Genomic DNA, 22,106 nt, shown 5'->3' on the forward strand with positions numbered 1-22,106 from the left:
TCAACCGACGTAAGTAACTTCATGTTATATCCCAATATAGACGTTTCCGAGATGTTTGTTGAACGCGAGGCGCAGCGCGGTGCGATGCATACCCGCCACCTCAACGAGCAACTCGTGCGAGTCCTCAAAACCATCGGTTACGACGTTGGCTTCCAGCGCGGAACCGGCCAATATCTGTTCGATCGCGACGGCGCCCGCTATCTCGATCTACTCAGCGGATTTGGCGTTTTTGCGATTGGCCGGAACCATCCGGTATTGCGAAACGCGCTGAAGAGCGTGCTCGATGCGGATCTGGCCAATCTGGTGCAGATGGATGTTTCCACGCTCGCCGGTATTCTGGCTGAGCGCCTTTTGGAACACGCGCCTTACATGGACAAGGTGTTCTTCGCCAATTCGGGTGCGGAGACGGTCGAGGCGGCGATGAAGTTCGCCCGCAACGCGACCGGCCGCAACGAGATCCTGTATTGCGACCACGGCTATCACGGCCTGTCCTATGGCGCCTTGTCGATCACCGACGATTCGAATTTCCGCGGCGGCTTCGGTTCCCTGCTGCCGGGCTGCTCCTCGGTTCCCTTCAATGATCTGGTAGCACTGGAAAAGGCGCTGTCGACCAGGCAGGTCGCGGCCTTCATCGTCGAGCCGATCCAGGGCAAGGGCGTCAACATGCCGAGCGACGAGTTCCTGCCCGGCGCGCTGGCGTTGTGCCGCAAATACGGCACGCTGTTCATCGCCGACGAGATCCAGACCGGTCTCGGCCGCACCGGTAAATTCCTCGCCATCGAGCACTGGAACGTCGAGCCCGATATGATCCTGCTCGCCAAGGCGCTGTCGGGCGGTCACGTCCCGGTCGGTGCGCTGCTGACGCGCAAGAGCATCTTCGACAAGATATTCAACCGCATGGACCGCTCCTTGGTGCATGGTTCGACGTTCGGCAAGAACGATCTGGCGATGGCCGCCGGCATCGCTACGCTGGAAGTCATGAAGCACGAGCGACTGGTCGAGAACGCTGCCCAGCGCGGCGCGCAGATTCAGCTGGCGCTGAAGGGCATGATTCCCGGTTTCGAGTTGCTGAAGGAAGTGCGCGGCAAGGGCCTGATGATCGGCGTCGAATTCGGCCCGCCGAAGTCGCTGCGGCTGAAGGCGTCTTGGAACATTCTGGAGTCGGCCAACAAGGGCCTGTTCTGCCAGTTGATCACGGTGCCTCTGTTCAAGGAACAGAAGATCCTGACCCAGGTATCGGGCCACGGCAGCCATACCATCAAGCTGTTGCCGCCGCTGACCATCACGGAAGAAGACGGCACCTGGATCGAGAACTCGTTCCGCACCGTGATTGCCGACAGCCACCGTGTCCCCGGCGCGATCTGGTCGCTCGGCAAGACGCTGGTGGATAACGCCGTGCGGAAGTCGGCGTAGCCTGCATCGGGTAGGTTGGGCAAAGGCGCTCTTGCGCCGTGCCCACCAACTTGTGCATTTGACGCGGTGGGCACGCTTCGCTTTGCCCACCCTACGAACTACCTCGCATCCTCGATAATCATCCGCGCGCCTTTTTCCGCGATCATCGCGGTTGGCGTGTTGGTATTGCCCGAGGTGATGGTCGGCATCACCGAGGCATCCACCACGCGCAGGCCTTTGATCCCGTAGAGCCGCAGCCGCGCATCGACCACCGCGAACGCATCGGACTCCACGCCCATCTTCGCCGTGCCGACCGGATGGAAGATCGTGGTGCCGATGTCGCCCGCGGCTTTCGCCAGCGAGGCGGCGTCGTCGCCGACCGAGGGCCCCGGCAGATATTCTTCCGGATGATACTTCGCCAGAACCGGTTGCTTCATCAGCCGTCGCGTCACGCGGATCGCGTCGGCGGCGACCTGGCGGTCCTCGTCGGTGGAGAGATAATGCGGCGCGATGGCGGGCGCTTCGTCGGGGCGGTTCGAGCGTAGCCGCACGGTGCCGCGCGAGGTCGGCTGCAAATTGCAGGCGCTGACGGTGATCGCGGGGAAACGATGCAAGGGATCGCCGAACTTGTCGAGCGACAGCGGTTGCACATGGAACTGGATGTTGGCGCGCTCGCGGTGCGGATCGGAGCGCGTGAAGATTCCGAGCTGCGACGGCGCCATGGTGAGCGGGCCGCGCCGCCGCAGCGCATAGTCGACGCCCATCCAGCCGCGGCGGAAGAGGTTGTAGTAGGTCTCGTTCAGCGTGCGGACGCCGGAGACCTTGTAGATCGCGCGCTGCTGCAGATGGTCCTGCAGATTGTGGCCGACGCCCGGCCGGTCCAGCGCGACATCGATGCCGGCCTCATGGAGCCAGTCGGCCGGCCCGATGCCGGAGCGCTGCAACAGATGTGGCGAGCCGATCGCGCCGGCGCACAGGATCACTTCGCCCTTGGCCCGCGCTTCCATCGCCTGGCCATTCTGCAGGTAGCGCACGCCGACCGCGCGGCCGTTGTCCAGGATCAGCCGGTCGACCATCACGCCGGTTTCCAGACGCAGGTTCGGCCGCTTCAGTACCGGCTTGAGGAACCCCCGCGCGGAAGACCAGCGCCGGCCGCGCTTCTGGTTGACGTGGAAATAGCCGATGCCTTCATTGTCGCCGGTGTTGAAATCCGAGGTCTTGCGGATTCCCATTTCGGCTGCGGCGTTGCCGACAGCGTCCAGCACCGGCCATGACAGCCGGGGCGCCTCAATGCGCCAGCCGCCGCCGGTGCCGTGATGCTCGCTTGCGCCGAGGAAATGATCTTCCAGATGCTTGAACGCCGGCAGCACGTCGCCCCAGCCCCAGCCGGTGAGGCCGAGCTGGCGCCAGTGATCGTAATCGGCGGCCTGGCCGCGCATCGAGATCATCGCATTGATCGCCGAGGAACCGCCGATCACCCTGCCGCGCGGGTAGGCCAGCGAGCGTCCATTGAGGCCGGGCTCCGGCTCGGTCCGAAACATCCAGTCGGCGCGCGGATTGCCGATCGCAAACAGATAGCCGACCGGGATGTGAAACCAGATCCAGTTGTCGCGACCGCCGGCTTCCAGCAGCAACACGCGTTTGGCGGGATCGGCCGACAGCCGGTTGGCGACGATGCAGCCGGCCGTGCCGGCGCCGACAACGATATAATCGAAATCCCCATCAAGCCGTGTCGCCATATTTTTTGCACCCCGCCGCGGTCTGCTTGCCGCGCCGGATGGCCATAGCCGTGCCGCGGCCTTTAGTACAGCCGCCGGATTGGGCGGCTGGCACGGGACGTGCTAGATAACCCATTCTTGAACTCCCCTGACCGAGATCTTCCATGCCCATCATCCCCCGCGTCGCCGAGCTGCAGCCGGACATCCAGGCCTGGCGCCGCGACCTCCATGCCCACCCCGAAGTGATGTACGACGTGCACCGCACCGCGGCCTTCGTCGCCGAACGGCTGCGCGCCTTCGGTTGTGACGAGGTGGTGACGGGGTTGGGCCAGACCGGCGTGGTCGGCGTCATCAAGGGCCGCCGGCCCGGCGGCGTGATCGGGCTGCGCGCCGATATGGACGCGCTGCCGATCGAGGAGGAGACCAATCTGTCTTATGCCTCGAAGACGCCCGGCAAGATGCACGCCTGTGGCCATGACGGCCACACCGCGATGCTGCTGGGTGCGGCGCAATATCTCGCCGAGACGCGCAACTTTGCCGGCTCCGCGGTCGTGATCTTCCAGCCGGCGGAGGAGGGCGGCGCCGGCGCGCTGGCCATGATCGAGGACGGGCTGATGGACCGTTTCGGTATCCAGCAGGTCTATGGCATGCACAACAATCCCGGCATGCCGGTCGGCTCGTTCGGGCTTCGCCCGGGTCCGATCATGGCGTCGATGGACCGCATTTCGATCAACATCGAGGGGCGCGGCGGCCATGCCGCCTATCCGCACAAGACCGTCGATTCGGTGCTGGTCGGCTCCCAGCTGGTCGTGGCGCTGCAGTCGATCGTCTCGCGCAGCGTCAATCCGCTGGAATCCGCGGTGCTGTCGATCTGCGTCTTCCGCGCCGGCGACGTAGGCAACGTCATTCCGTCGACCGCTGAATTGCGCGGCACGGTGCGTACGCTGAAGCCCGAGGTACGCGATCTCATGGAGCAGCGCATGAACGAGGTGGTGCAGGGCATCGCCTTGCAGAGCGGCGCCAGGATCGTGCTGACCTACGACCGCGGCTATCCGGTGGTGGTCAACCACGCCGCCGAGACCGACATCGCTGCCAGGGTCGCCGGCGGGATCGCCGGCGCCGCCCAGGTCAACACAGACCTGGTGCCGATCATGGGCGCCGAGGATTTTGCCTACATGCTGGAAGCGCGTCCCGGCGCCTTCATCTTCTGCGGCAACGGCGACAGCGCCGGCCTGCATCACCCCGCCTACAACTTCAACGACGACGCCATCGTGTTCGGTACGTCGTACTGGGTGAAGCTGGTGGAGACCACGCTAGCGGCATGATGGAACGCTAGCCGACAGAGCCGACGAAATGTTTACGTGATATCAATTCAGCGGGAACAAGGTTTGCGACATCACGTTGGAGGAGCGGGAACGACATCCCTATACCTTCAACGGAGTGTGTCATGGCTAAAGATAAAGATCTCAACGACCTGTTTCTCGATACGCTGAAGGACATCTACTTCGCCGAGAAGCAGATACTGAAGGCGCTGCCGAAGATGGCGAAAGCCGCCACGTCGGACAAGTTGCGCGCCGCTTTCGAAAAGCACGAAGGCGAAACCGAAGGCCAGATCGAGCGTCTGGAGAAGATTTTCGAGCTTCTCGAGAAGCCCGCCCGCGGCAAGACCTGCGACGCCATCATGGGCATTCTGGACGAGGGCAAGGAAATCATGGACGAGTACAAGGGCACCAGCGCGCTCGACGCCGGCCTGCTCGCCGCGGCTCAGGCCGTGGAGCATTATGAGATTTCCCGCTACGGCACGCTGAAGACCTGGGCCACCGAGCTCGGCATGAAGGATGCGGCGCGCTTGCTCGACGAGACGCTGAAGCAGGAAAAGACCACCGACGATTCGCTGTCGAAGCTGGCGGTAAGCGCGGTGAATCTGGCAGCGGCTGCGTAAGGCTGCAGGACAAACTTATTTCGGATCACGCCGCTGGCTCAACACCAGCGGCGTAGCCGTGAGCTCTCCACGTCGTCCCTGCGAAAGCAGGGACCCATAACCGCTGTAGATGTGACAAGAACGCTGTGATGCCAAAGCGTACTTTCTTTTTCGACGGAGGCTATGGGTCCCCGCTTTCGCGGGGACGACAGCGGAGAGGCCGACGCCTGATCTATTCCGCCGCCTGCGCGTAGTCTTCCATCGGCGGGCACGAGCACACCAGGTTGCGGTCGCCATAGACGTTATCGACGCGACCGACCGGGCACCAGTATTTATCAGTGCGTGAAGACCCCTCCGGAAAACAGCCTTCCGCGCGCGTATAGGCACGTTGCCAGTCGTCGTCGGCAATGTCGTGAACCGTATGCGGCGCATGGCGCAGCGGCGACGCCTCGACCTTCCAGCGGCCGCTTTCGATCTCGCCGATCTCCTGCCGGATCGCGATCATCGCATCGCAGAAGCGATCGATCTCGCTTTTCGATTCCGATTCCGTCGGCTCGATCATCAGCGTGCCGACCACCGGAAAACTCATCGTCGGCGCGTGGAAGCCATAGTCGATCAGCCGCTTGGCGATGTCGTCGACGGTCACGCCGGCGGAGGTTTTCAGCGCCCGCGGATCGATGATGCATTCATGCGCGACGCGGCCTTTGGCGTTTTTGTAGAGCACCGGGAAATGCGGATCGAGGCGCTTCGCGATGTAGTTCGCGTTCAGGATCGCGATCTCGGTCGCCGTTGTCAGGCCGTCGCCTGACATCATCAGGATATAGATGTAGGAGATCGTCAGGATCGACGCCGAACCATAGGGCGCGGCCGACACCGGGCCGACCGCCGCGTGGCCCTCGGCGGCGGGATGGCCGGGCAGGAAGGTCGCGAGATGCGCCTTGACGCCGATCGGGCCCATGCCCGGTCCGCCGCCGCCATGCGGGATGCAGAACGTCTTGTGCAGGTTGAGGTGGCTGACGTCGGCGCCGTAATCGCCGGGGCGTGACAGGCCGACCTGCGCGTTCATATTGGCGCCGTCGAGATAGACCTGGCCGCCATGGTGATGGACGATGTCGCAGATCTCGCGGATGTGCTCCTCGAACACGCCGTGCGTCGAAGGATAGGTGATCATCACCGCGGCGAGGTTCGCCGAATGCTTCTCCGCCTTGGCGCGCAAATCGTTCACATCCACATCGCCTCTGATATCGCAGGCGACGACGACGACATCCATGCCGACCATGCTGGCCGAGGCCGGATTGGTGCCATGAGCGGAGGAGGGGATCAGGCAGATCGTGCGATGCGAATCGCCGCGCGCAGCGTGATAGCCGCGGATTGCCAGCAACCCGGCATATTCGCCCTGCGCGCCGGAATTCGGCTGCAGCGACACGGCGTCATAGCCGGTGATGTCGCACAGCCATTTCTGCAACGTGTCGAACATGACGTGATAGCCGACCGCCTGGTCGAGCGGCACGAAGGGGTGCAGGCTACCGAAGCCCGGCCAGGTCAGCGGGATCATCTCGGTAGTGGCGTTGAGCTTCATGGTGCAGGAGCCCAGCGGAATCATCGCGCGGTCGAGTGCCAGATCGCGATCGCTGAGCTTGCGCATATAGCGCAGCAGCTCGGTTTCGGACCGATAGGCGTGGAACACCGGGTGGGTGAGGAACGCGGTCTTGCGCTGTAGCGCCGCGGGCAGGTCGTCGCTGACGCCGTGGGCGATGTCGGCAAAAGCCAGTTTGCCGCCGAAGGCGCGCCACAGTGCTTCCACCGTGGCATCCGTCGTGGTCTCGTCGAGCGCGATGCCGAGCACGCCGTCGGCGATCCGCAGATTGATCTTCTCGGCCAGCGCGCGGGCGACGATGCCGTCCTGCCGGTCGCCGACCGGGATCGTCAACGTGTCGAAGTAGCTTTCAGTGGTCGGCACGAAGCCGAGCTTCTTCAGCCCGGCTGCCAGCACTTTCGTGCGGCGATGCGTGGCGCGTGCGATATGCGTCAGGCCTTCGGGGCCGTGATACACCGCATACATCGCCGCGATCACTGCCAGCAGCACTTGCGCCGTGCAGATGTTCGACGTCGCCTTCTCGCGGCGGATGTGTTGCTCGCGCGTCTGTAGTGCCAGGCGATAGGCCGGCTCGCCGCGGGAGTCGACGGATAGGCCGACGAGGCGGCCGGGCAGCGAGCGCTTCAGTGCGTCGCGCACGGCCATATAGGCGGCATGCGGACCGCCGTAGCCCATCGGCACGCCGAAGCGCTGCGCCGAGCCGATCGCGATGTCGGCGCCGAGTTCGCCGGGCGAGGCCAGCAGCGTCAGCGCCAGCAGGTCGGCGGCGACGATCGCCAGCGCGCCCTTGGCTTTCAGCGCGGCGACGACGGGACGCAGGTCGCGCACCACGCCGGTGGTGCCGGGATATTGCAGCAGGGCACCGAACATTTCGGCGCCGGCGAGCTCGTTGAGCGGATCGCCGACAACCAGCGTCCAGCCGAGCGGCTCGGCGCGGGTGCGCAACACGGCCAGGGTCTGCGGATGCACTTCATGATCGACGAAGAAAGTTTTGGTCTTTGCAGAAGAAGCGCGCTCGGCAAGCGCCATCGCTTCCGCCGCTGCAGTGGCTTCATCGAGCAAGGATGCGTTGGCGACGTCGAGGCCGGTGAGGTCGCAGATCATGGTCTGGAAGTTGAACAAAGCCTCCAGTCGGCCCTGGCTGATCTCGGGCTGGTACGGCGTATAGGCGGTGTACCAGGCCGGGTTCTCCAGGATGTTGCGCTGGATCACCGCCGGCAGGATGGTGCCGGAATAGCCCTGGCCGATCAGCGAGGTGAACACCCGGTTCTGCGACGCGAGCTCTGTCATGTGCGCCAACGCTTCGGTCTCGCTCATCGCGCGGCCGAGGTCGAGCGGCGCCTTCTGCCGGATCGAGGCCGGCAGCGTCTCGCCCATCAGCGCCGACAGCGAGGACGCGCCGACGGTTTCCAGCATCGCTGCGATATCGGATGGCGAGGGGCCGATGTGGCGGCGGACGAAATCGGTAGCGACGTCAGCGGCAGGTTTTTTGTTCATCTGCTGTTCCTCGAACGACTGTTCATGGTGTTCGTAGGGTGGGCAAAGGCGCTCTTGCGCGGTGCCCACCGCCCCTCGACATGGTGGGCACGCCGTCTTGCGCTGCGCGCAGGACGGCTTTGTCCACCCTACGCATCACGCGGTGTGGGCCTTGTAGGCCTCGGCATCCATCAACCCGTCGAGCTCGCTCTTGTCGGCGAGCTTGATCTTGAAGAACCACGCTTTGCTATCCGCATCGGAATTGACCAGCGCCGGCTCTTCGGTGAGCGCGGCGTTCACTTCCAGCACTTCGCCGGTGATGGGCGCGTAGACGTCGGAGGCGGCCTTCACCGATTCGACGACGGCGGCGGCTTCGGCCTTCTTCAACTGGCGGCCGACCTTCGGCAGTTCGACGAACACGACGTCGCCGAGCTGCGACTGCGCGTAGTCGGTGATCCCCACGGTGACGACGTCGCCGTCGATCTGCAGCCACTCGTGGTCTTCGGTGTACAGGGTGGTCATCTCAATTCCTCAACGCTTGTAGCTGTGGGGGACAAAGGGCATCGCGGCGACGCGCATCGGCACGCGCTGGCCACGCAATTCGGCATAGACAATGGTGCCCGCGGCGGCCTGCGCCGTCGGCAGATAGCCCATTGCAATCGGTGCGCCAGCGCTGGGGCCGAAGCCGCCGGAGGTGACGCGGCCGATCGATTCGGCGGAGGTATCATCGGCGAACAGCGCCACGCCTTCGCGGACCGGCGCGCGGCCTTCCGGTTGCAGCCCGATCCGCTGGCGCGGCGCGCCGTCGGCGAACTGGGAGAGAATCGTGTCGGCGCCAAGGAAGCCGCCGGCGCGGGTGCCGCCGTCGCGGCGGCTCTTCTGGATCGACCAGTTCAGCCCGGCCTCGACCGGCGTGGTCGTGGTGTCGATGTCATGTCCGTACAGACAAAGTCCAGCCTCGAGCCGCAGGCTGTCGCGGGCGCCAAGCCCGATCGGCCAGACGCCGACGTCGAGCAATGCGGTGGCCAGCTTTTCGGCTTGGTCGGCTGGCACGGAAATCTCGTAGCCGTCCTCGCCGGTATAGCCGGAGCGCGACATGAAGCAGCCGATGCCGTGCACGTCGTGCGGACCGGCGTCCATGAAGCGCATGTCCGGCGCCTGCGGGCAGAAGCGAGCTAGGATCTCGGCCGCCTTCGGGCCCTGCAGCGCGATCAGCGCGCGGTCGGGCAGGGTCTCGATGAGGCAGGTGTCGGAGAGGTGCGCGCGCAGATGGGCCTCGTCCTCGGCCTTGCAGGCGGCGTTGACTACCAGGAACAAATGGTCGCCGAAATTCGCCACCATTAAATCGTCGAGAATGCCGCCGGCGTCGTTGGTGAACTGGGCGTAGCGCTGGCGGCCCGGCGGCAGCGCCAGGATGTCCTGCGGCACCAGTCTTTCGAGCGCCAAAGCGGCGTCCTCGACCTTGCCGGACTTCGCCCGCAGCGTCATCTGGCCCATATGCGAGACGTCGAACAGGCCGGCGCCGGCGCGGGTCTGCAGGTGTTCCTTGAGCACGCCGGTCGGGTACTGCACGGGCATGTCGTAGCCGGCGAACGGCACCATCTTGCCGCCGCGGGCGAGGTGCAGCGCGTGCAGCGGCGTCTGTAACAGTTTGGCAGGGGTGGGGTCGAGCATGCGGACGGGCCCTCGCGGTTTCCCGGGACCATCCCGAAAAACCCAAAGCCCCATCTGTCGCTGTGCCTGAGAGTATTATCCCGTCGGCGGTCGCCCCGGCCCTTACGGGTCCGGCGCGGCTCTTTCCAGATGTAATCCCGTCGCGCGGTCCGTTTGCCTGAGAGTTTCCGGGGCGGTTGCTCCTTCGGCGCCGGCCTCATCCGAAAATGGGCCGATCTCTCCCGACGCGACGTTTTGACGGAGCGGACAAAACCACGCCGCCCCCGCTTCTGTCAACGCGGCCAGGGGCGCCGTCCACGGCTCTGTGCTGCTGCGGCAAGCTCCTGATCTGCCTAGATGAATAGCTGCACAGTTTCTGGACAGCGCCAGCCCCCTTGTCTAAAAGCGTTCCGCTGGGAAATGGCGTCCAGGCCGGCGGTTTGGGCGATTTGAGTGCGATTGGGATTGATATGAGCGGCGTCAACGAGATCAGGTCGGCCTTTCTGAACTACTTCGCCGATAACGGCCACGACATCGTGCCGTCATCGCCCTTGGTGCCGCGCAACGACCCGACGCTGATGTTCACCAATGCCGGCATGGTGCAGTTCAAGAACGTCTTTACCGGCGTCGAGAAGCGGCCCTATCAGCGCGCCACGACCTCGCAGAAATGCGTCCGCGCCGGCGGCAAGCACAACGACCTCGACAATGTCGGCTACACCGCGCGGCACCACACCTTCTTCGAGATGCTCGGCAACTTTTCGTTCGGCGACTATTTCAAAGAGCGCGCGATCGAGCTCGCCTGGAATTTGATCACCAAGGAATATGGTCTGGCCAAGGACCGCCTGCTGGTCACGGTCTATTCCGAGGACGACGAGGCCTATGATCTCTGGAAGAAGATCGGCCTGCCGGATTCGAAAATCATCCGGATTCCGACCTCGGACAATTTCTGGCAGATGGGCGACACCGGCCCGTGCGGCCCGTGTTCGGAAATCTTCTTCGACCACGGCGACAAGATTCCCGGCGGCCCTCCCGGCTCGCTTGATGAAGACGGCGACCGTTTCATCGAGATCTGGAATCTCGTCTTCATGCAGTTCGACCAGCTCGCGCCCGGCAATCGCCTGTCGCTGCCGAAGCCGTCGATCGACACCGGCATGGGGCTGGAGCGCATCGCGGCGGTGCTGCAGGGCAAGCACGACAATTACGATATCGACCTGTTCGTCGCTTTGATCCGCGCCATCGCCGATCTCACCGGCGCGGATCCGCAGGGACCGATGAAGGCCTCGCTGCGCGTGATCGCCGACCATCTGCGCGCGTCGTCGTTCCTGATCGCCGACGGCGTGCTGCCGTCCAATGAAGGCCGCGGCTACGTGCTGCGCCGGATCATGCGCCGCGCGATGCGCCACGGCCAGCTGCTCGGCGCCAGGGAGCCGCTGATGTGGCGGCTGGTGTGGGCCTTGGTGCGTGAGATGGGCCAGGCCTATCCCGAACTGGTGCGCGCCGAAAAAACCATCGAGGAAACGCTGCGTCTCGAAGAGACCCGCTTCCGCAAGACGCTGGACCGCGGCATCGGCATCCTCGATGAGAAGAGCGCCACCCTGAAGAAGGGCGACATGTTCGACGGCGAGACCGCGTTCACGCTGTACGACACCTACGGCTTCCCGCTCGACCTGACGCAGGACGCGCTGCGCAACCGCGGCATCTCGGTCGACATCGCGTCGTTCACCGATGCGATGGAGCAACAGAAGGCCAAGGCGCGCGCCTCGCGCTTCTCCTCCGGCGAGACGGCGACCGAGACGATCTGGTTCGGTCTGCGCGAGAAGCTCGGCCCCACGGAATTTCTGGGCTACGAGACCGAGACTGCCGAAGGTGTGGTCGGCGCGCTGGTCAAGGACGGCGCGGAAGTCAACGAACTGAAGACCGGCGAGACCGGCGCCATCGTCTTCAACCAGACGCCGTTCTATGCGGAGTCCGGCGGTCAGGTCGGCGACCTCGGCGTGATCGCCGGCGACGGCGTCGTGTTCAAGGTGACCGACACCCAGAAGCGCGCCGGCGACCTGTTCGTGCATCTCGGCACCGTGGAGCAGGGCACGCTGAAGCTCGGCGCGCCGCTGGCACTTAATGTTGATCACAGCCGACGCTCGTCGATCCGCGCGCATCACTCCGCGACCCATTTGCTCCACGAAGCTTTGCGCCAGGTGCTCGGCGATCACATCGCGCAGCGCGGCTCGCTGGTCGCGCCCGATCGCCTGCGCTTCGACTTCGTGCACCAGAAGCCGATCACGGCCGACGAACTGCGCCGCGTCGAGGACATCGCCAACGACATCGTTTTGGAAAATGACGAAGTCACGACGCGCTTGATGGGCGTCGACGACGCCCGCGACGCCGGCGCGCGCGCGCTGTTCGGCGAGAAGTACGGAGACGAGGTTCGTGTCGTGTCGATGGGCAAGACGGCGCGCGAGAGCGGCAGCAATGCGCTCGGCTGGTCGGTCGAATTGTGCGGCGGCACCCATGTGCGTCGCACCGGCGACATCGGCCTGATCTCGGTCACGGGCGAGAGCGCGGTATCCTCCGGCGTACGCCGCATCGAGGCGCTGACCGGCAACCATGCACGCCGTCACGCCAACGAGACGATGCAACTGGCCAAGAGTGCCGCGGGCGAACTCCGCACCACGCTGGAAGACCTGCCGGTCCGCATCGCAGCGCTGGTGGAAGAGCGCAAGAAGCTGGAGCGCGATCTGTCGGAAGCGCGCAAGCGTCTGGCGATGGGTGGCGGTGCTGCTGCAGGCGCCGCGGCGGCAGGTCCTGTCGGCGTGCGCGACGTCGCCGGCGTGAAGCTGATGGCTCGTTTAGTCGAAGGCGTCGAGATCAAGGATCTCAAGAGCCTGGTCGATCAGGGCAAGAAGGAGCTCGGCTCCGGCGTGGTGGCGCTGATTGCGACCAGCGAAGACGGCAAGGCCAGCGTCGTGGTCGGCGTGACGCCGGATCTGGTGGCGCGCTTTTCGGCGGTCGAGCTGGTGCGCAAGGCCTCCGACGTGCTCGGCGGCAAGGGCGGCGGCGGCAAGCCCGACATGGCGCAGGCCGGCGGCCCCGACGGCGCCAAGGCCGACGCGGCACTGGCCGCGATCGAAGCAGCGATGGCTGCGGCGTAACGCCATGAGCACCCAGCCGAACGCGACTGGATTTCGCGATCGGCTCTGTCAGTTGCTGGAGCACGACCACCTGCCGCATTCCGCGGGCAGTCGCGTTGCCCGCCTGATCGTCGCGATCATCATCGTCGACGTGCTGGCGATGATCCTGATTTCCGTGCCGGAGATCGATGCCCGCTTTGACCTGGTGCTGACGCTGATCGACCGTGCAGCGCTGACGTTGTTCACGCTGGAATATCTGGCGCGACTATGGGCGGTGGCGGCGGATGCGCCGCAGCGCGGCATCAGCGCCAGGCGGCTGCAACTCAACTACGTATTCAGCAGTCTCGGCGTGATCGATGTGCTTGCTTTCCTGCCATCGTGGATGGCGATGTTCATGGGCGACCGCGCCACCATGGTGGTATGCGGCATGCTGCCGTTTCTCAAACTGGTCCGCTATTCGCCGGCGATGCGCTCGCTGCTGGCGGCGCTGCAATCCGAGCGCCGCGCGCTTTTCGGTTGCCTGGTCATCCTGGTCGGTGCGGTTCTGTTGTTCGCATCGTTGCTCTACGGCATCGAGCACGATGTGCAGCCCGACAAGTTCGGCAACGTCCCCGCCGCCATGTGGTGGGCGATCGTGACGCTGGGCACCGTGGGTTATGGCGACGTGGTACCGGTCACGGCGATGGGCCGGCTGGTGTCGGTGTTTGCGATCGTCGGCGGCCTGATCATGATTGCGCTGCCGGTGGCGATCGTCGCACGCGCCTTCGCCGACGAAGTGCATCGTCGCGATTTTGTCGTGACCTGGAGCATGCTGGCGCGGGTGCCGCTGTTTTCGCAACTCGGCGCCGAAGAAATCGCCGACATCATGCGGCTGTTGCGCGCCCAGACCATCGAGAGCAGCGAGATCCTGGTGCGCCGCGGCGAGCCGGCGTCGTCGATGTATTTCATCACCGCAGGCGAAGTCGAGATCGAAATGCCGACGCAGCGGGTGCGGCTGGCGGAGGGCACGTTTTTCGGCGAGATCGCGCTGCTGCGCCGGGCCGATCGCAGCGGCACCGTGACGGCAACCCGCAAGACCCGGCTGCTGGCGCTCGACGCGAAAGACTTCCATGCGCTGATCGCGCGCGTGCCTGCGCTGGCCGCGCATATCGAGAAAACCGCCAAGGCACGGCTGGCCGATACGCCGGACGGCCCGAAGGGCGACATCGCGGCCGAGGAAATCGCGCTGGCTTCACCAGGCCCGACGTCGAGCGACTGAGTTCAGGTCGTCCCGATCGTCTTGCGCAGAAACGCAAAGCCCAGCGCCTGGCTCTGCGCCTGCTTGCTGTTGTCGACCGCGCCGGAATGTCCGCCGGCCACCGTCTCGTTAAAACACACAGGATAGCCGAGTTCTTCCAGCTTGGCCGCCATCTTGCGGGCGTGGCCGGGATGCACGCGGTCGTCGGTGCGGTTGGTGGTGATGAAGATCGGCGGATAGGTTTTGCCGGTCTCGATCAGGTGATACGGCGAGAATTTTTGGATGAAATCCCACTCCTCGGTGATTTCCGGATCGCCATATTCCGCGATCCAGCTTTGCCCGGCCAATAGCTTGGTATAGCGCGCCATGTCGAGCAGCGGCACGCTGCACCAGACCGCGCCGAACAGGTCCGGATAGCGCGTCAGCATGTTGCCGACCAGCAGCCCGCCATTGCTGCCGCCGTGGCAGGCGAGCTTGTGCGCCGACGTCACGCCGGAGGCTGCGAGATCGCGTGCCACCGCGGCGAAGTCATCATGCGCGACGTGCTTGGTGATCTTGCGCGAGGCCAGATGCCACGCCGGGCCGAACTCGCCGCCGCCGCGGATGTTGGCGAGCGCATAGAGATGGCCTTGCTCCAGCCAGAGCTTGCCGGTGATGCCCATGTAAGACGGCGTCAAGGATACTTCGAAGCCGCCATAGCCGTACAGGATGGTCGGCCGCGGCTTGCTGGTATCATCAAGATGCTTGCCGATCAGGAAATACGGAATGTGCGTGCCGTCGGCGGCCACCGCATGGCACTGCTTCACCTCGATGCCATCAGGCGCGAATGAGCGCGGCGAATGCTTCAGCTCTTCCAGCGGACCGGCGCCGTGCCACAGGGCCGTGGTGGTCGGCCGGTCGAAGCCGGTGATGGTCAGCATCACGTCCTCGCCGAGCTGCGGGTCGTCCTCGCCGCCGAACGCCGCGGCTGAGATCGAGGCGTTGTCGGGCAGGCCGGGGATCGCGGTCTCGCTCCAGCCCTCGCCGTCGCGCCGCGCCAGCGTGATGCGGCCGCGGACGTTGTCGAGAATTTCCAGCACCACGCCATGCCGCGTCTCCAGCCAGGACTGCAGCGCGCGGGTCGGCGTGGGCTTGAAGATGATCTCGAAGTCCCGTCCGCCATCGATGAAGCGGTCGAGATTGATCGCCGCCAGCGCACCGCTCGGGATGGTGACGTCGTCGACGGTCCAGTCCTGCTTCGGGCTGACGAAGAGGTCGTCGGCGTCGCAGGAGATCGAGACTTCATCGGGCAGAGCGAGCCGCAGCCGCTTGCCGGCGTGCTCCCCCTGCGCCTGTTCGACGAAGATGTGCGAGCGGGTAAAATCCAGCGCGCGCCAGTACATCACGCGCTGATGTGTCGGCCGGCGGTTGATGCCGAACCACGCCGCGACGTCCTGCGTCTCGGCCTTGAACATGGTTTCCGCGGCGGAGGGCGGCGTGCCGCGCGGCCACTTGCGGATCACGCGGGCATAGCCGGCCACGGTGGTGTCGGCAGCGTCCAGCGCGCTGCCGATCAGCAGCGTATCCTGGTCGAGCCAGCCGGCGCGGGTCTTCGCTTTCGGCAGAAAGAAGCCGTCGGTCACGAAGCTCTTGGTCGCGATGTCGAATTCGCGCAGTTCGATGGCATCGGTGCCGTTGAACGACAGGCTGATCAGCGCGCGGCTGTGATCCGGCGAGCGCGCCGCGCCAGCGAAGGCCCAGGAGATGCCTTCGGCGGCGTTGAGCGCGTCGATGTCGAGCAACACGTCCCAGTCCGGCGTGTCCGTCTTGTAGGACGCGAGCGTCGTGCGCCGCCACAGCCCGCGCGGATGCGCCGCGTCCTTCCAGAAATTGTACAGATGCTCGCCGGACTTGCCGACGAAGGGAATGCGGTCGTCGGCATTGAGGATCTTCAGCACCGCGTCGTAGTCGGCGCGATAGGCGTCGTCGCACAGCGCCGCATCGGTACGCGCATTCTGCGCCTCGACCCACGCCACCGCGCGCTCGCCCTCGATCTCCTCGAGCCAGAGCAGGGGATCGTGGCTGCCATCGGATGGATTGTTCGGTGCGGTCATGGGGAATATCCAACTGCCAGAGGTCGTCATTGCGAGGAGCGAAGCGACGCGGCAATCCAGAGGCCGCAAACTCTGCAAGAACTGGATTGCTTCGTCGCAAGGGCTCCTCGCAATGACGGCGTTAGATGCAGTGCCTTTCTAACAAAAAGTCCGGGCACCTTGCGGCAGCCCGGACTGGTTTTGGTCAGCGTGGCGTGTCGCTTACGCGGCGGGCGCCATCGCCTTGGTCAGGTTTTCCGCGACCTTGTCGAGGAAGCCTGTGGTGGACAGCCAGCGCTGGTCGGCGCCGACCAGCAGTGCCAGGTCCTTGGTCATGTAGCCGGCCTCGACGGTGTCGACGCAGACCTTTTCCAGAGTCTTGGAGAACTTCGCCAGTTCGGCGTTGTTGTCCAGCTTGGCGCGGTGGGCCAACCCTTGCGTCCAGGCGAAGATCGACGCGATCGAGTTGGTCGAGGTCTCCTTACCCTTCTGGTGCTCGCGGTAGTGGCGGGTCACGGTGCCGTGGGCGGCTTCGGCTTCGACCACCGAACCATCCGGCGTCAGCAGCACCGAGGTCATCAGGCCGAGCGAGCCGTAGCCCTGCGCAACCGTGTCGGACTGCACGTCGCCGTCATAGTTCTTGCAGGCCCAGACGTAGCCACCGGACCACTTCATCGCCGCGGCGACCATGTCGTCGATCAGGCGATGCTCGTAGGTGATCTTGGCGGCTTCGAACTTGGTCTTGAACTCGGCCTCGAAGATCTCCTCGAAGATGTCCTTGAAGCGGCCGTCATAGACCTTGAGGATGGTGTTCTTGGTCGACAGATACACCGGCACGCCGCGGGACAGGCCGTAGTTCAGCGAGGCGCGGGCGAAGTCGCGGATCGAATCGTCGAGGTTGTACATCGCCAGCGCCACGCCGGCGCCGGGCGACTGGAACACTTCGCGCTCGATGACCTGGCCGTCTTCGCCGACGAACTTCATCGTCAGCGTGCCCTTGCCGGGGAACTTGAAATCAGTCGCGCGGTACTGGTCGCCGAAGGCGTGGCGGCCGATGATGATCGGCTTGGTCCAGCCGGGAACCAGGCGCGGCACGTTCTTGCAGATGATCGGCTCACGGAAGATCACGCCGCCGAGGATGTTGCGGATGGTGCCGTTCGGCGACTTCCACATCTGCTTGAGGCCGAATTCCTTCACGCGCGCTTCGTCCGGCGTGATGGTGGCGCATTTGACGCCGACGCCGACCTTCTTGATCGCATTGGCCGCGTCCACGGTGACCTGGTCGTCGGTCTTGTCGCGGTATTCCATGCCAAGGTCGTAATATTGCAGGTCGATATCAAGGAAAGGATGGATCAGCTTGTCCTTGATGTACTGCCATATGATGCGTGTCATTTCATCGCCGTCGAGTTCGACGACGGGATTGGCGACCTTGATTTTTGCCATGGATGATCGGGCCTTTATCGCGTTGCGGTGGGCAGGGGATGGTGAGGGGGGCTATAGCACCGGCCGGCCGTCGGCGGAAGCCGACGGGCCATGCCATTTCCGCCCAAATTTTGGCTCAGAACGCGGCCTGCGTCGCCGTGCCCGCCACCGCGTACCAGTCCACCAGCAAGGCGCAGATCAGCGCGCCGGGCAGGCTGGAGCCGGTGCGGCGCCAGGTGAAGGTGGCAATCACCGCCACGATCGCCAAGAGCGGCAGGAACTGGATCGCCACGATGGTGTTCAGCGGCATCGAGGTCAGCACCAGGGGCGCCGGATCGATCAGCTGCCCGTTCAGCCACAGCGCGCCATATTGCACGCCGAGCAGCACCACGAAGCCGCCGGCCAGCGCCACGATATTGGTCAGATAGACCGCACCCGGGCGCGCCGACAGGGTCGAGAAATTGCGGTGCAGGACGTGCAACGCCACCACGAAGAAGACGGTGAGCGGCGCCAGATAGATCAGCGCCATCAGCGCCTGCTTGCCGCTCAGCAGCTTCAGGGCCAGGATCCAGAACCGGAAATCGACCTTGAACACGAGATCGGCCAGCCACAGCGCCAGATAGCCGCAGGCCACGGTGACCAGCGCAATACCGACCGAGAGGCCGACGATGCCGCGCCGGCTGGCGCGCTTCGGCGCGAACGGCATCAAGGCCAAAGCGATGGCGGCGTTGATCAGCGCCCAGACCACGATCTGGTTGGTGATGCCCTGCGGCAGCCAGGCCTGCGGCTTCACATAGGTCGATGCCAGCGCGAATGCCGGGTAATAGGTCAGCGCCGGCAGCAGCGCCGACAGCGCGAGCGCGCCGAGCCAGCGGCCGCGGTCGACCGGGGTCTCGGCGGGCTGGGTGCCGTCGACCGGGACCGGCAGCATCAGCCGCGAAAACATCGGGGCTTTCAAAAGGCCATTGAAGATGCCGAGCAGGAAGGCGATGAAGCCGAGCAACGCGAGGCCGGTGCCGATCTCCTTGCGGAACCAGATCTGGTCGGTCGCCGGGAGCGGCGTGCCGCCGGTCAGCGTCTTGCCGAACCAGTCGAGCGCATGCCCGATCGCCTCATGCGAGATGTGCTCGGCGGGATGCGTGATCGCCGGCGTATGGAGCACCCGCGCGGTGCCCTGGCCGATATCGCCGTACACGCGGCCGGGCTCGACGGCCGCGGTCGTGCCGAACAGCGCCCACAATTTCGGGCTGGTGACGACGTCGCGCGCCTTTGGCACGCCCCACATCAGCGTGGAGAATTCCTCATATTTGGCGAACACCAAAGCGAGGTTGCGCGGCCAGACCGGCGTGCCGTCGGCGGCGAACGGCTTGCCGGTCGACGAGCCTTCCAGCACCATCGCCTTGTAGTCGTTCGGCATCGCGGTGGCCGCGGACAGGATGGTCCAGCCGCCCATCGAATGGCCCTCAAGCCCGATATTGGCCTTGTCGACGATGTCGAGGCTGCGCAGATAGGCGAGGCCGTCCGGCCCGCCGAAGCCGCTGGAGAAGGCCGGGCCGTCGCTATAGCCATGGCCGGTCTGGTCGAGCGCCAGCACGACATAGCCGCGGCGGGCGAATTCGATGGCGAAGCCGTCCTGGGTCTCGCGCGAATTGATGTAGCCGTGCACGGCGAGAATGCCGGGGGCCGGGGTCTTCGCGGTGGCGCCGGGCGGGGTGTAGAGCAGGGCGCTCATGGTCTGGCCGCGGGCGCCCGTGAAGCGGATGTCCTTGACCGTGATGCCGCCCGTCGTCTGCGTGAAATGCGCCAGCAGCGAGCCTGCCAGCATCAAGATGGCCCCGAAAATGGCCAACGTCCAATGTGCGCGCATCTCATCCTCCCCCACCCCGCGGTCCACGCCGCAGGTTCGTTTCATTTGCGTTTTCGACTAATAGGCGAAAGTTTTATGAAAGAAAACAGGCTCATGGAACTTGTGAAACACTTTCTTAAGGATCTCGGGAAAAGCGGCCAAGCCCATCATTCGGCTTGATAAAACGGCCGGGATGGAGGAACAGCAGCAGCGCGAGCGGGCGCACCAGCCTGATGTCAGGCGCCCGGCCGCTTCTTGCGACGTTGAATCAGAAGGTGAAGTAAATGTCCGGTTCAGGCACCGACCAGAGCAAAGCGATGATCGAGATCGCCGGCCCCGTGGTGGTGCTGGTCGAGCCGCAGCTCGGCGAGAACATCGGCATGGCGGCGCGCGCGATGGGCAATTTCGGCCTGACGCGGCTGCGCCTGGTCAAGCCGCGCGACGGCTGGCCGAACGTGCAGGCGCGCCGCGCCGCCTCCGGCGCCGACCACATCCTCGACAAGGTGGAGCTGTTCGACACCGTGGAGGAAGCGGTCGCCGACTGCACGCTGCTGTTCGCGACCACCGCGCGCGCCCACGACCAGGCCAAGCCCGTGGTCGCCCCGGAAGCCGCCGCGCGCGAGGCGATCGCCCATGTCGCGACCGGCGCCACCGCCGGCATAATGTTCGGCCGCGAGCGCTACGGCCTGCTCAACGAAGAGGTGGCGCTGGCCAACCGCATCATCACCTTCCCGGTCAATCCGGGCTTCGCCTCGCTCAACCTGGCGCAGGCCGTGCTGTTGTGCGGTTACGAATGCTTCAAGCACGCCACGGCAAGCGCGCTGCCCTATGCGATGCCGGAGCGCTCCGAGCCCGCCTCGCAGCACCAGATGCAGGCGTTCTTCGACAATCTGGTGCGCGAGCTCGACAAGGTCGAATTCCTGCGCCCGGTGGAGAAGCGCGAGACCATGCTGGTCAATCTGCGCAACATCTTTTCGCGGATGGACCCGACCAAGCAGGACATGCACACGCTGCACGGCGTGGTGATGGCGATCGCCGAGGGCCGCAAGGGCCCGGCCAAGGGCGGCGTGCTCGACGGCGAACAGGCCACGCGCTTGCGCGCGCTGCTGGCCGAACACGGCCAGGGCGCATCCCCGCACGAGAGCGGCACCGTGCGCGGCCTCGCGCGCCTCCTGCGCCGTAACCCGACCGACGCCGAGCGCCTGCTGTGGGAAGCGCTGCGCACCGACCGCCGCTTTGCCGGCCAGTTCAAGCGCCAGACCCCGGTCGGCCGCCACATCCCGGATTTCGTCTCCTTCCCGCAACGCACCGCGATCGAGCTGGTCAATGCCGACGAGACCGAAATGATCGTCACCGACCGCGCCGCGCGCACCGCGTGGCTGCAGGAGCGCGGCTACACCGTGGTGGCGATGTCTACGTCCGAGGTGACCGGCGATCTCGACGCCGTGCTGGCGCGGCTGGAGACGGCGCTGGCGGGGAGCATGCCGGGGGAGGCATGATCTCTCAGCCGTAGCCCGGATGAAGCCAACGGGTCGCGCGTAGCGCGCCCGATGATAAGCTCCGCGAAATCCGGGACCGGCGCTTCCACGCACCCGACATTCCCGGATTACGCTGCGCTCCATCCGGGCTACGATGACGTCGCCCGGCCGCGACCGGTACTGGGCCCAACAGGGAGGCGACGATGGCGATCGGCACCGCCGAGAAACGCGCCGCGTTTCGCAAGCTGCATGAACAGGGCTGCTTCGTCCTCCCCAATCCCTGGGACGTGGGCTCCGCGCGCTATCTTGCCCGCGCCGGCTTCAAGGCGCTGGCCTCGACCTCGTCCGGCTATGCCTGGTCGACCGGCCGCGCCGACAACCATGTCACGTCAGACGACGTGATCGATCACCTCACCATGCTGAATGCGGCGACCGACCTGCCGCTCAACGCCGATTTCGAGGCCGGCTTCGCCGATGATCCCGACGGCGTTGCTGATAACGTCGCTCGCGCCGTCGGCACCGGCGTGGCCGGCCTCTCGATCGAGAATTCCACCGGCCGCAATGACCAGCCGCTCTATGACGACCGCCTCGCGGTCGAGCGCATCCGTGCCGCGCGCACGGCGATCGACGGCGTCGATCCCGCCGTGATGCTGGTGGCGCGCTGCGAAGGTTTTCTCACCGGCGAGCGCGACCTCGCCAGAACCATCGCGCGGCTCACCGCCTTCGCCGAAGCGGGCGCCGACTGCCTCTATGCGCCGGGCATCAGCACGCCCGCGGACATCGCCGCATTGGTGAAGTCCGTGCATCCCAAGCCGGTCAATTTGCTGATCGTGCAGCCGACCATGACGGTGCAGGCGCTGGCCGACCTCGGCGTCCGCCGCATCAGCGTCGGCGGCGCGCTCGCGCGCGTGGCCTGGGCGGGGTTCATGGGGGCGGCGACGGAGATCGCGGAGCAGGGCACGTTCACGGCGTTCGCGGGGGCGGCGAAGGGCGCGGAGTTGAATGGGTTGTTTGCAAAGCCATAGAACTGTCGTTCCGGGGCGCGAGCACCCCTGCGCGAGTGAACTTAGAACATTGAAAAAATGAACTTCTCAGGAAAAGCAAATGACGGCGCGGCAAAAATTGAGCTGGCCTTGCCGGCATCGCCCGCTTGCTGCATGAACGGG

General features: G+C 65.2%; 14 protein-coding genes and 1 riboswitch. Of the genes, 7 read left to right on the forward strand and 7 right to left on the reverse strand.

Going from position 1 to position 22,106, the window contains the following annotated elements; all coding sequences use genetic code 11:
• Window positions 1-21 precede the first annotated feature (21 nt).
• Window positions 22-1,413, forward strand: a complete 1,392-nt coding sequence (gene hpnO / locus FIU28_RS10125; protein WP_143572812.1) for an aminobacteriohopanetriol synthase HpnO — start codon at window positions 22-24, stop codon at window positions 1,411-1,413.
• Window positions 1,414-1,511: 98 nt separating this feature from the next.
• Here hpnO and FIU28_RS10135 read toward each other — a convergent pair whose 3' ends face one another.
• Complete coding sequence (locus tag FIU28_RS10135; protein ID WP_143572813.1) at window positions 1,512-3,131, reverse strand: GMC family oxidoreductase; 1,620 nt, start codon at window positions 3,129-3,131, stop codon at window positions 1,512-1,514.
• 143 nt (window positions 3,132-3,274) lie between these two features.
• Between FIU28_RS10135 and FIU28_RS10140 the strand changes: the two genes are divergently transcribed.
• On the forward strand, window positions 3,275-4,435 hold the full coding sequence (locus FIU28_RS10140; protein ID WP_143572814.1) for a M20 aminoacylase family protein: 1,161 nt from the start codon (window positions 3,275-3,277) through the stop codon (window positions 4,433-4,435).
• Window positions 4,436-4,557: 122 nt separating this feature from the next.
• A complete protein-coding gene (locus FIU28_RS10145) occupies window positions 4,558-5,052 on the forward strand; it encodes a YciE/YciF ferroxidase family protein (protein ID WP_143572815.1) in 495 nt (164 codons plus the stop codon).
• A 211-nt stretch (window positions 5,053-5,263) separates the two neighbouring features.
• Here the strand turns inward: FIU28_RS10145 and gcvP are convergent, their stop codons facing one another.
• The 3 genes from gcvP to gcvT all read right to left on the reverse strand — a co-directional run bounded on the left by gcvP (window position 5,264) and on the right by gcvT (window position 9,778).
• Window positions 5,264-8,125, reverse strand: coding sequence for an aminomethyl-transferring glycine dehydrogenase (gene gcvP / locus FIU28_RS10150; protein WP_143572816.1), 2,862 nt, complete (start codon window positions 8,123-8,125; stop codon window positions 5,264-5,266).
• Window positions 8,126-8,260: 135 nt separating this feature from the next.
• Window positions 8,261-8,626 carry a glycine cleavage system protein GcvH gene (gene gcvH / locus FIU28_RS10155; protein ID WP_143572817.1) on the reverse strand — a complete coding sequence of 122 codons (366 nt, stop codon included), beginning with the start codon at window positions 8,624-8,626 and terminating at the stop codon, window positions 8,261-8,263.
• Window positions 8,627-8,635: 9 nt separating this feature from the next.
• Window positions 8,636-9,778: a glycine cleavage system aminomethyltransferase GcvT gene (gene gcvT / locus FIU28_RS10160; RefSeq protein WP_143572818.1), complete on the reverse strand. Its 1,143-nt coding sequence runs from the start codon at window positions 9,776-9,778 to the stop codon at window positions 8,636-8,638.
• 135 nt (window positions 9,779-9,913) lie between these two features.
• Window positions 9,914-10,013: riboswitch (glycine riboswitch) on the reverse strand.
• 214 nt (window positions 10,014-10,227) lie between these two features.
• Between gcvT and alaS the strand changes: the two genes are divergently transcribed.
• Both alaS and FIU28_RS10170 read left to right on the forward strand, forming a co-directional pair.
• Entirely contained in the window at window positions 10,228-12,906 is a 2,679-nt protein-coding gene (gene alaS, locus FIU28_RS10165; RefSeq protein WP_143572819.1) for an alanine--tRNA ligase, read from the forward strand.
• Window positions 12,907-12,910: 4 nt separating this feature from the next.
• Window positions 12,911-14,143, forward strand: a complete 1,233-nt coding sequence (locus tag FIU28_RS10170; protein WP_143572820.1) for a cyclic nucleotide-gated ion channel — start codon at window positions 12,911-12,913, stop codon at window positions 14,141-14,143.
• Window positions 14,144-14,145: 2 nt separating this feature from the next.
• Here FIU28_RS10170 and FIU28_RS10175 read toward each other — a convergent pair whose 3' ends face one another.
• The 3 genes from FIU28_RS10175 to FIU28_RS10185 form a co-directional block, all read right to left on the reverse strand.
• A complete protein-coding gene (locus FIU28_RS10175; protein ID WP_143572821.1) occupies window positions 14,146-16,215 on the reverse strand; it encodes a prolyl oligopeptidase family serine peptidase in 2,070 nt (689 codons plus the stop codon).
• 201 nt (window positions 16,216-16,416) lie between these two features.
• Complete coding sequence (locus FIU28_RS10180) at window positions 16,417-17,637, reverse strand: NADP-dependent isocitrate dehydrogenase (protein ID WP_143572822.1); 1,221 nt, start codon at window positions 17,635-17,637, stop codon at window positions 16,417-16,419.
• Window positions 17,638-17,752: 115 nt separating this feature from the next.
• Window positions 17,753-19,483: an alpha/beta fold hydrolase gene (locus FIU28_RS10185; RefSeq protein ID WP_143572823.1), complete on the reverse strand. Its 1,731-nt coding sequence runs from the start codon at window positions 19,481-19,483 to the stop codon at window positions 17,753-17,755.
• A gap of 263 nt (window positions 19,484-19,746) precedes the next feature.
• On the opposite strand from FIU28_RS10185, the gene FIU28_RS10190 reads away from it, so the two are divergent.
• On the forward strand, window positions 19,747-20,961 hold the full coding sequence (locus FIU28_RS10190) for a TrmJ/YjtD family RNA methyltransferase (RefSeq protein ID WP_143572824.1): 1,215 nt from the start codon (window positions 19,747-19,749) through the stop codon (window positions 20,959-20,961).
• A 182-nt stretch (window positions 20,962-21,143) separates the two neighbouring features.
• Window positions 21,144-21,965, forward strand: a complete 822-nt coding sequence (locus FIU28_RS10195; protein ID WP_143572825.1) for an isocitrate lyase/PEP mutase family protein — start codon at window positions 21,144-21,146, stop codon at window positions 21,963-21,965.
• Window positions 21,966-22,106 lie beyond the last annotated feature (141 nt).

Source organism: Tardiphaga sp. vice154 (assembly GCF_007018645.1).
Classification (GTDB): domain Bacteria; phylum Pseudomonadota; class Alphaproteobacteria; order Rhizobiales; family Xanthobacteraceae; genus Tardiphaga.

Excerpts from the sequence above, each read along its gene's own strand:
- FIU28_RS10195 (WP_143572825.1), top strand. The coding sequence starts at position 21,144 with ATGGCGATCGGCACCGCCGAGAAACGCGCCGCGTTTCGCAAGCTGCAT.
- FIU28_RS10145 (WP_143572815.1), top strand. The coding sequence starts at position 4,558 with ATGGCTAAAGATAAAGATCTCAACGACCTGTTTCTCGATACGCTGAAG.
- FIU28_RS10135 (WP_143572813.1), bottom strand. The coding sequence starts at position 3,131 with ATGGCGACACGGCTTGATGGGGATTTCGATTATATCGTTGTCGGCGCC.
- FIU28_RS10185 (WP_143572823.1), bottom strand. The coding sequence starts at position 19,483 with ATGCGCGCACATTGGACGTTGGCCATTTTCGGGGCCATCTTGATGCTG.
- FIU28_RS10180 (WP_143572822.1), bottom strand. The coding sequence starts at position 17,637 with ATGGCAAAAATCAAGGTCGCCAATCCCGTCGTCGAACTCGACGGCGAT.
- alaS (WP_143572819.1), top strand. The coding sequence starts at position 10,228 with ATGAGCGGCGTCAACGAGATCAGGTCGGCCTTTCTGAACTACTTCGCC.
- FIU28_RS10170 (WP_143572820.1), top strand. The coding sequence starts at position 12,911 with ATGAGCACCCAGCCGAACGCGACTGGATTTCGCGATCGGCTCTGTCAG.
- hpnO (WP_143572812.1), top strand. The coding sequence starts at position 22 with ATGTTATATCCCAATATAGACGTTTCCGAGATGTTTGTTGAACGCGAG.
- FIU28_RS10140 (WP_143572814.1), top strand. The coding sequence starts at position 3,275 with ATGCCCATCATCCCCCGCGTCGCCGAGCTGCAGCCGGACATCCAGGCC.
- FIU28_RS10190 (WP_143572824.1), top strand. The coding sequence starts at position 19,747 with ATGTCCGGTTCAGGCACCGACCAGAGCAAAGCGATGATCGAGATCGCC.
- FIU28_RS10175 (WP_143572821.1), bottom strand. The coding sequence starts at position 16,215 with ATGACCGCACCGAACAATCCATCCGATGGCAGCCACGATCCCCTGCTC.
- gcvT (WP_143572818.1), bottom strand. The coding sequence starts at position 9,778 with ATGCTCGACCCCACCCCTGCCAAACTGTTACAGACGCCGCTGCACGCG.
- gcvP (WP_143572816.1), bottom strand. The coding sequence starts at position 8,125 with ATGAACAAAAAACCTGCCGCTGACGTCGCTACCGATTTCGTCCGCCGC.
- gcvH (WP_143572817.1), bottom strand. The coding sequence starts at position 8,626 with ATGACCACCCTGTACACCGAAGACCACGAGTGGCTGCAGATCGACGGC.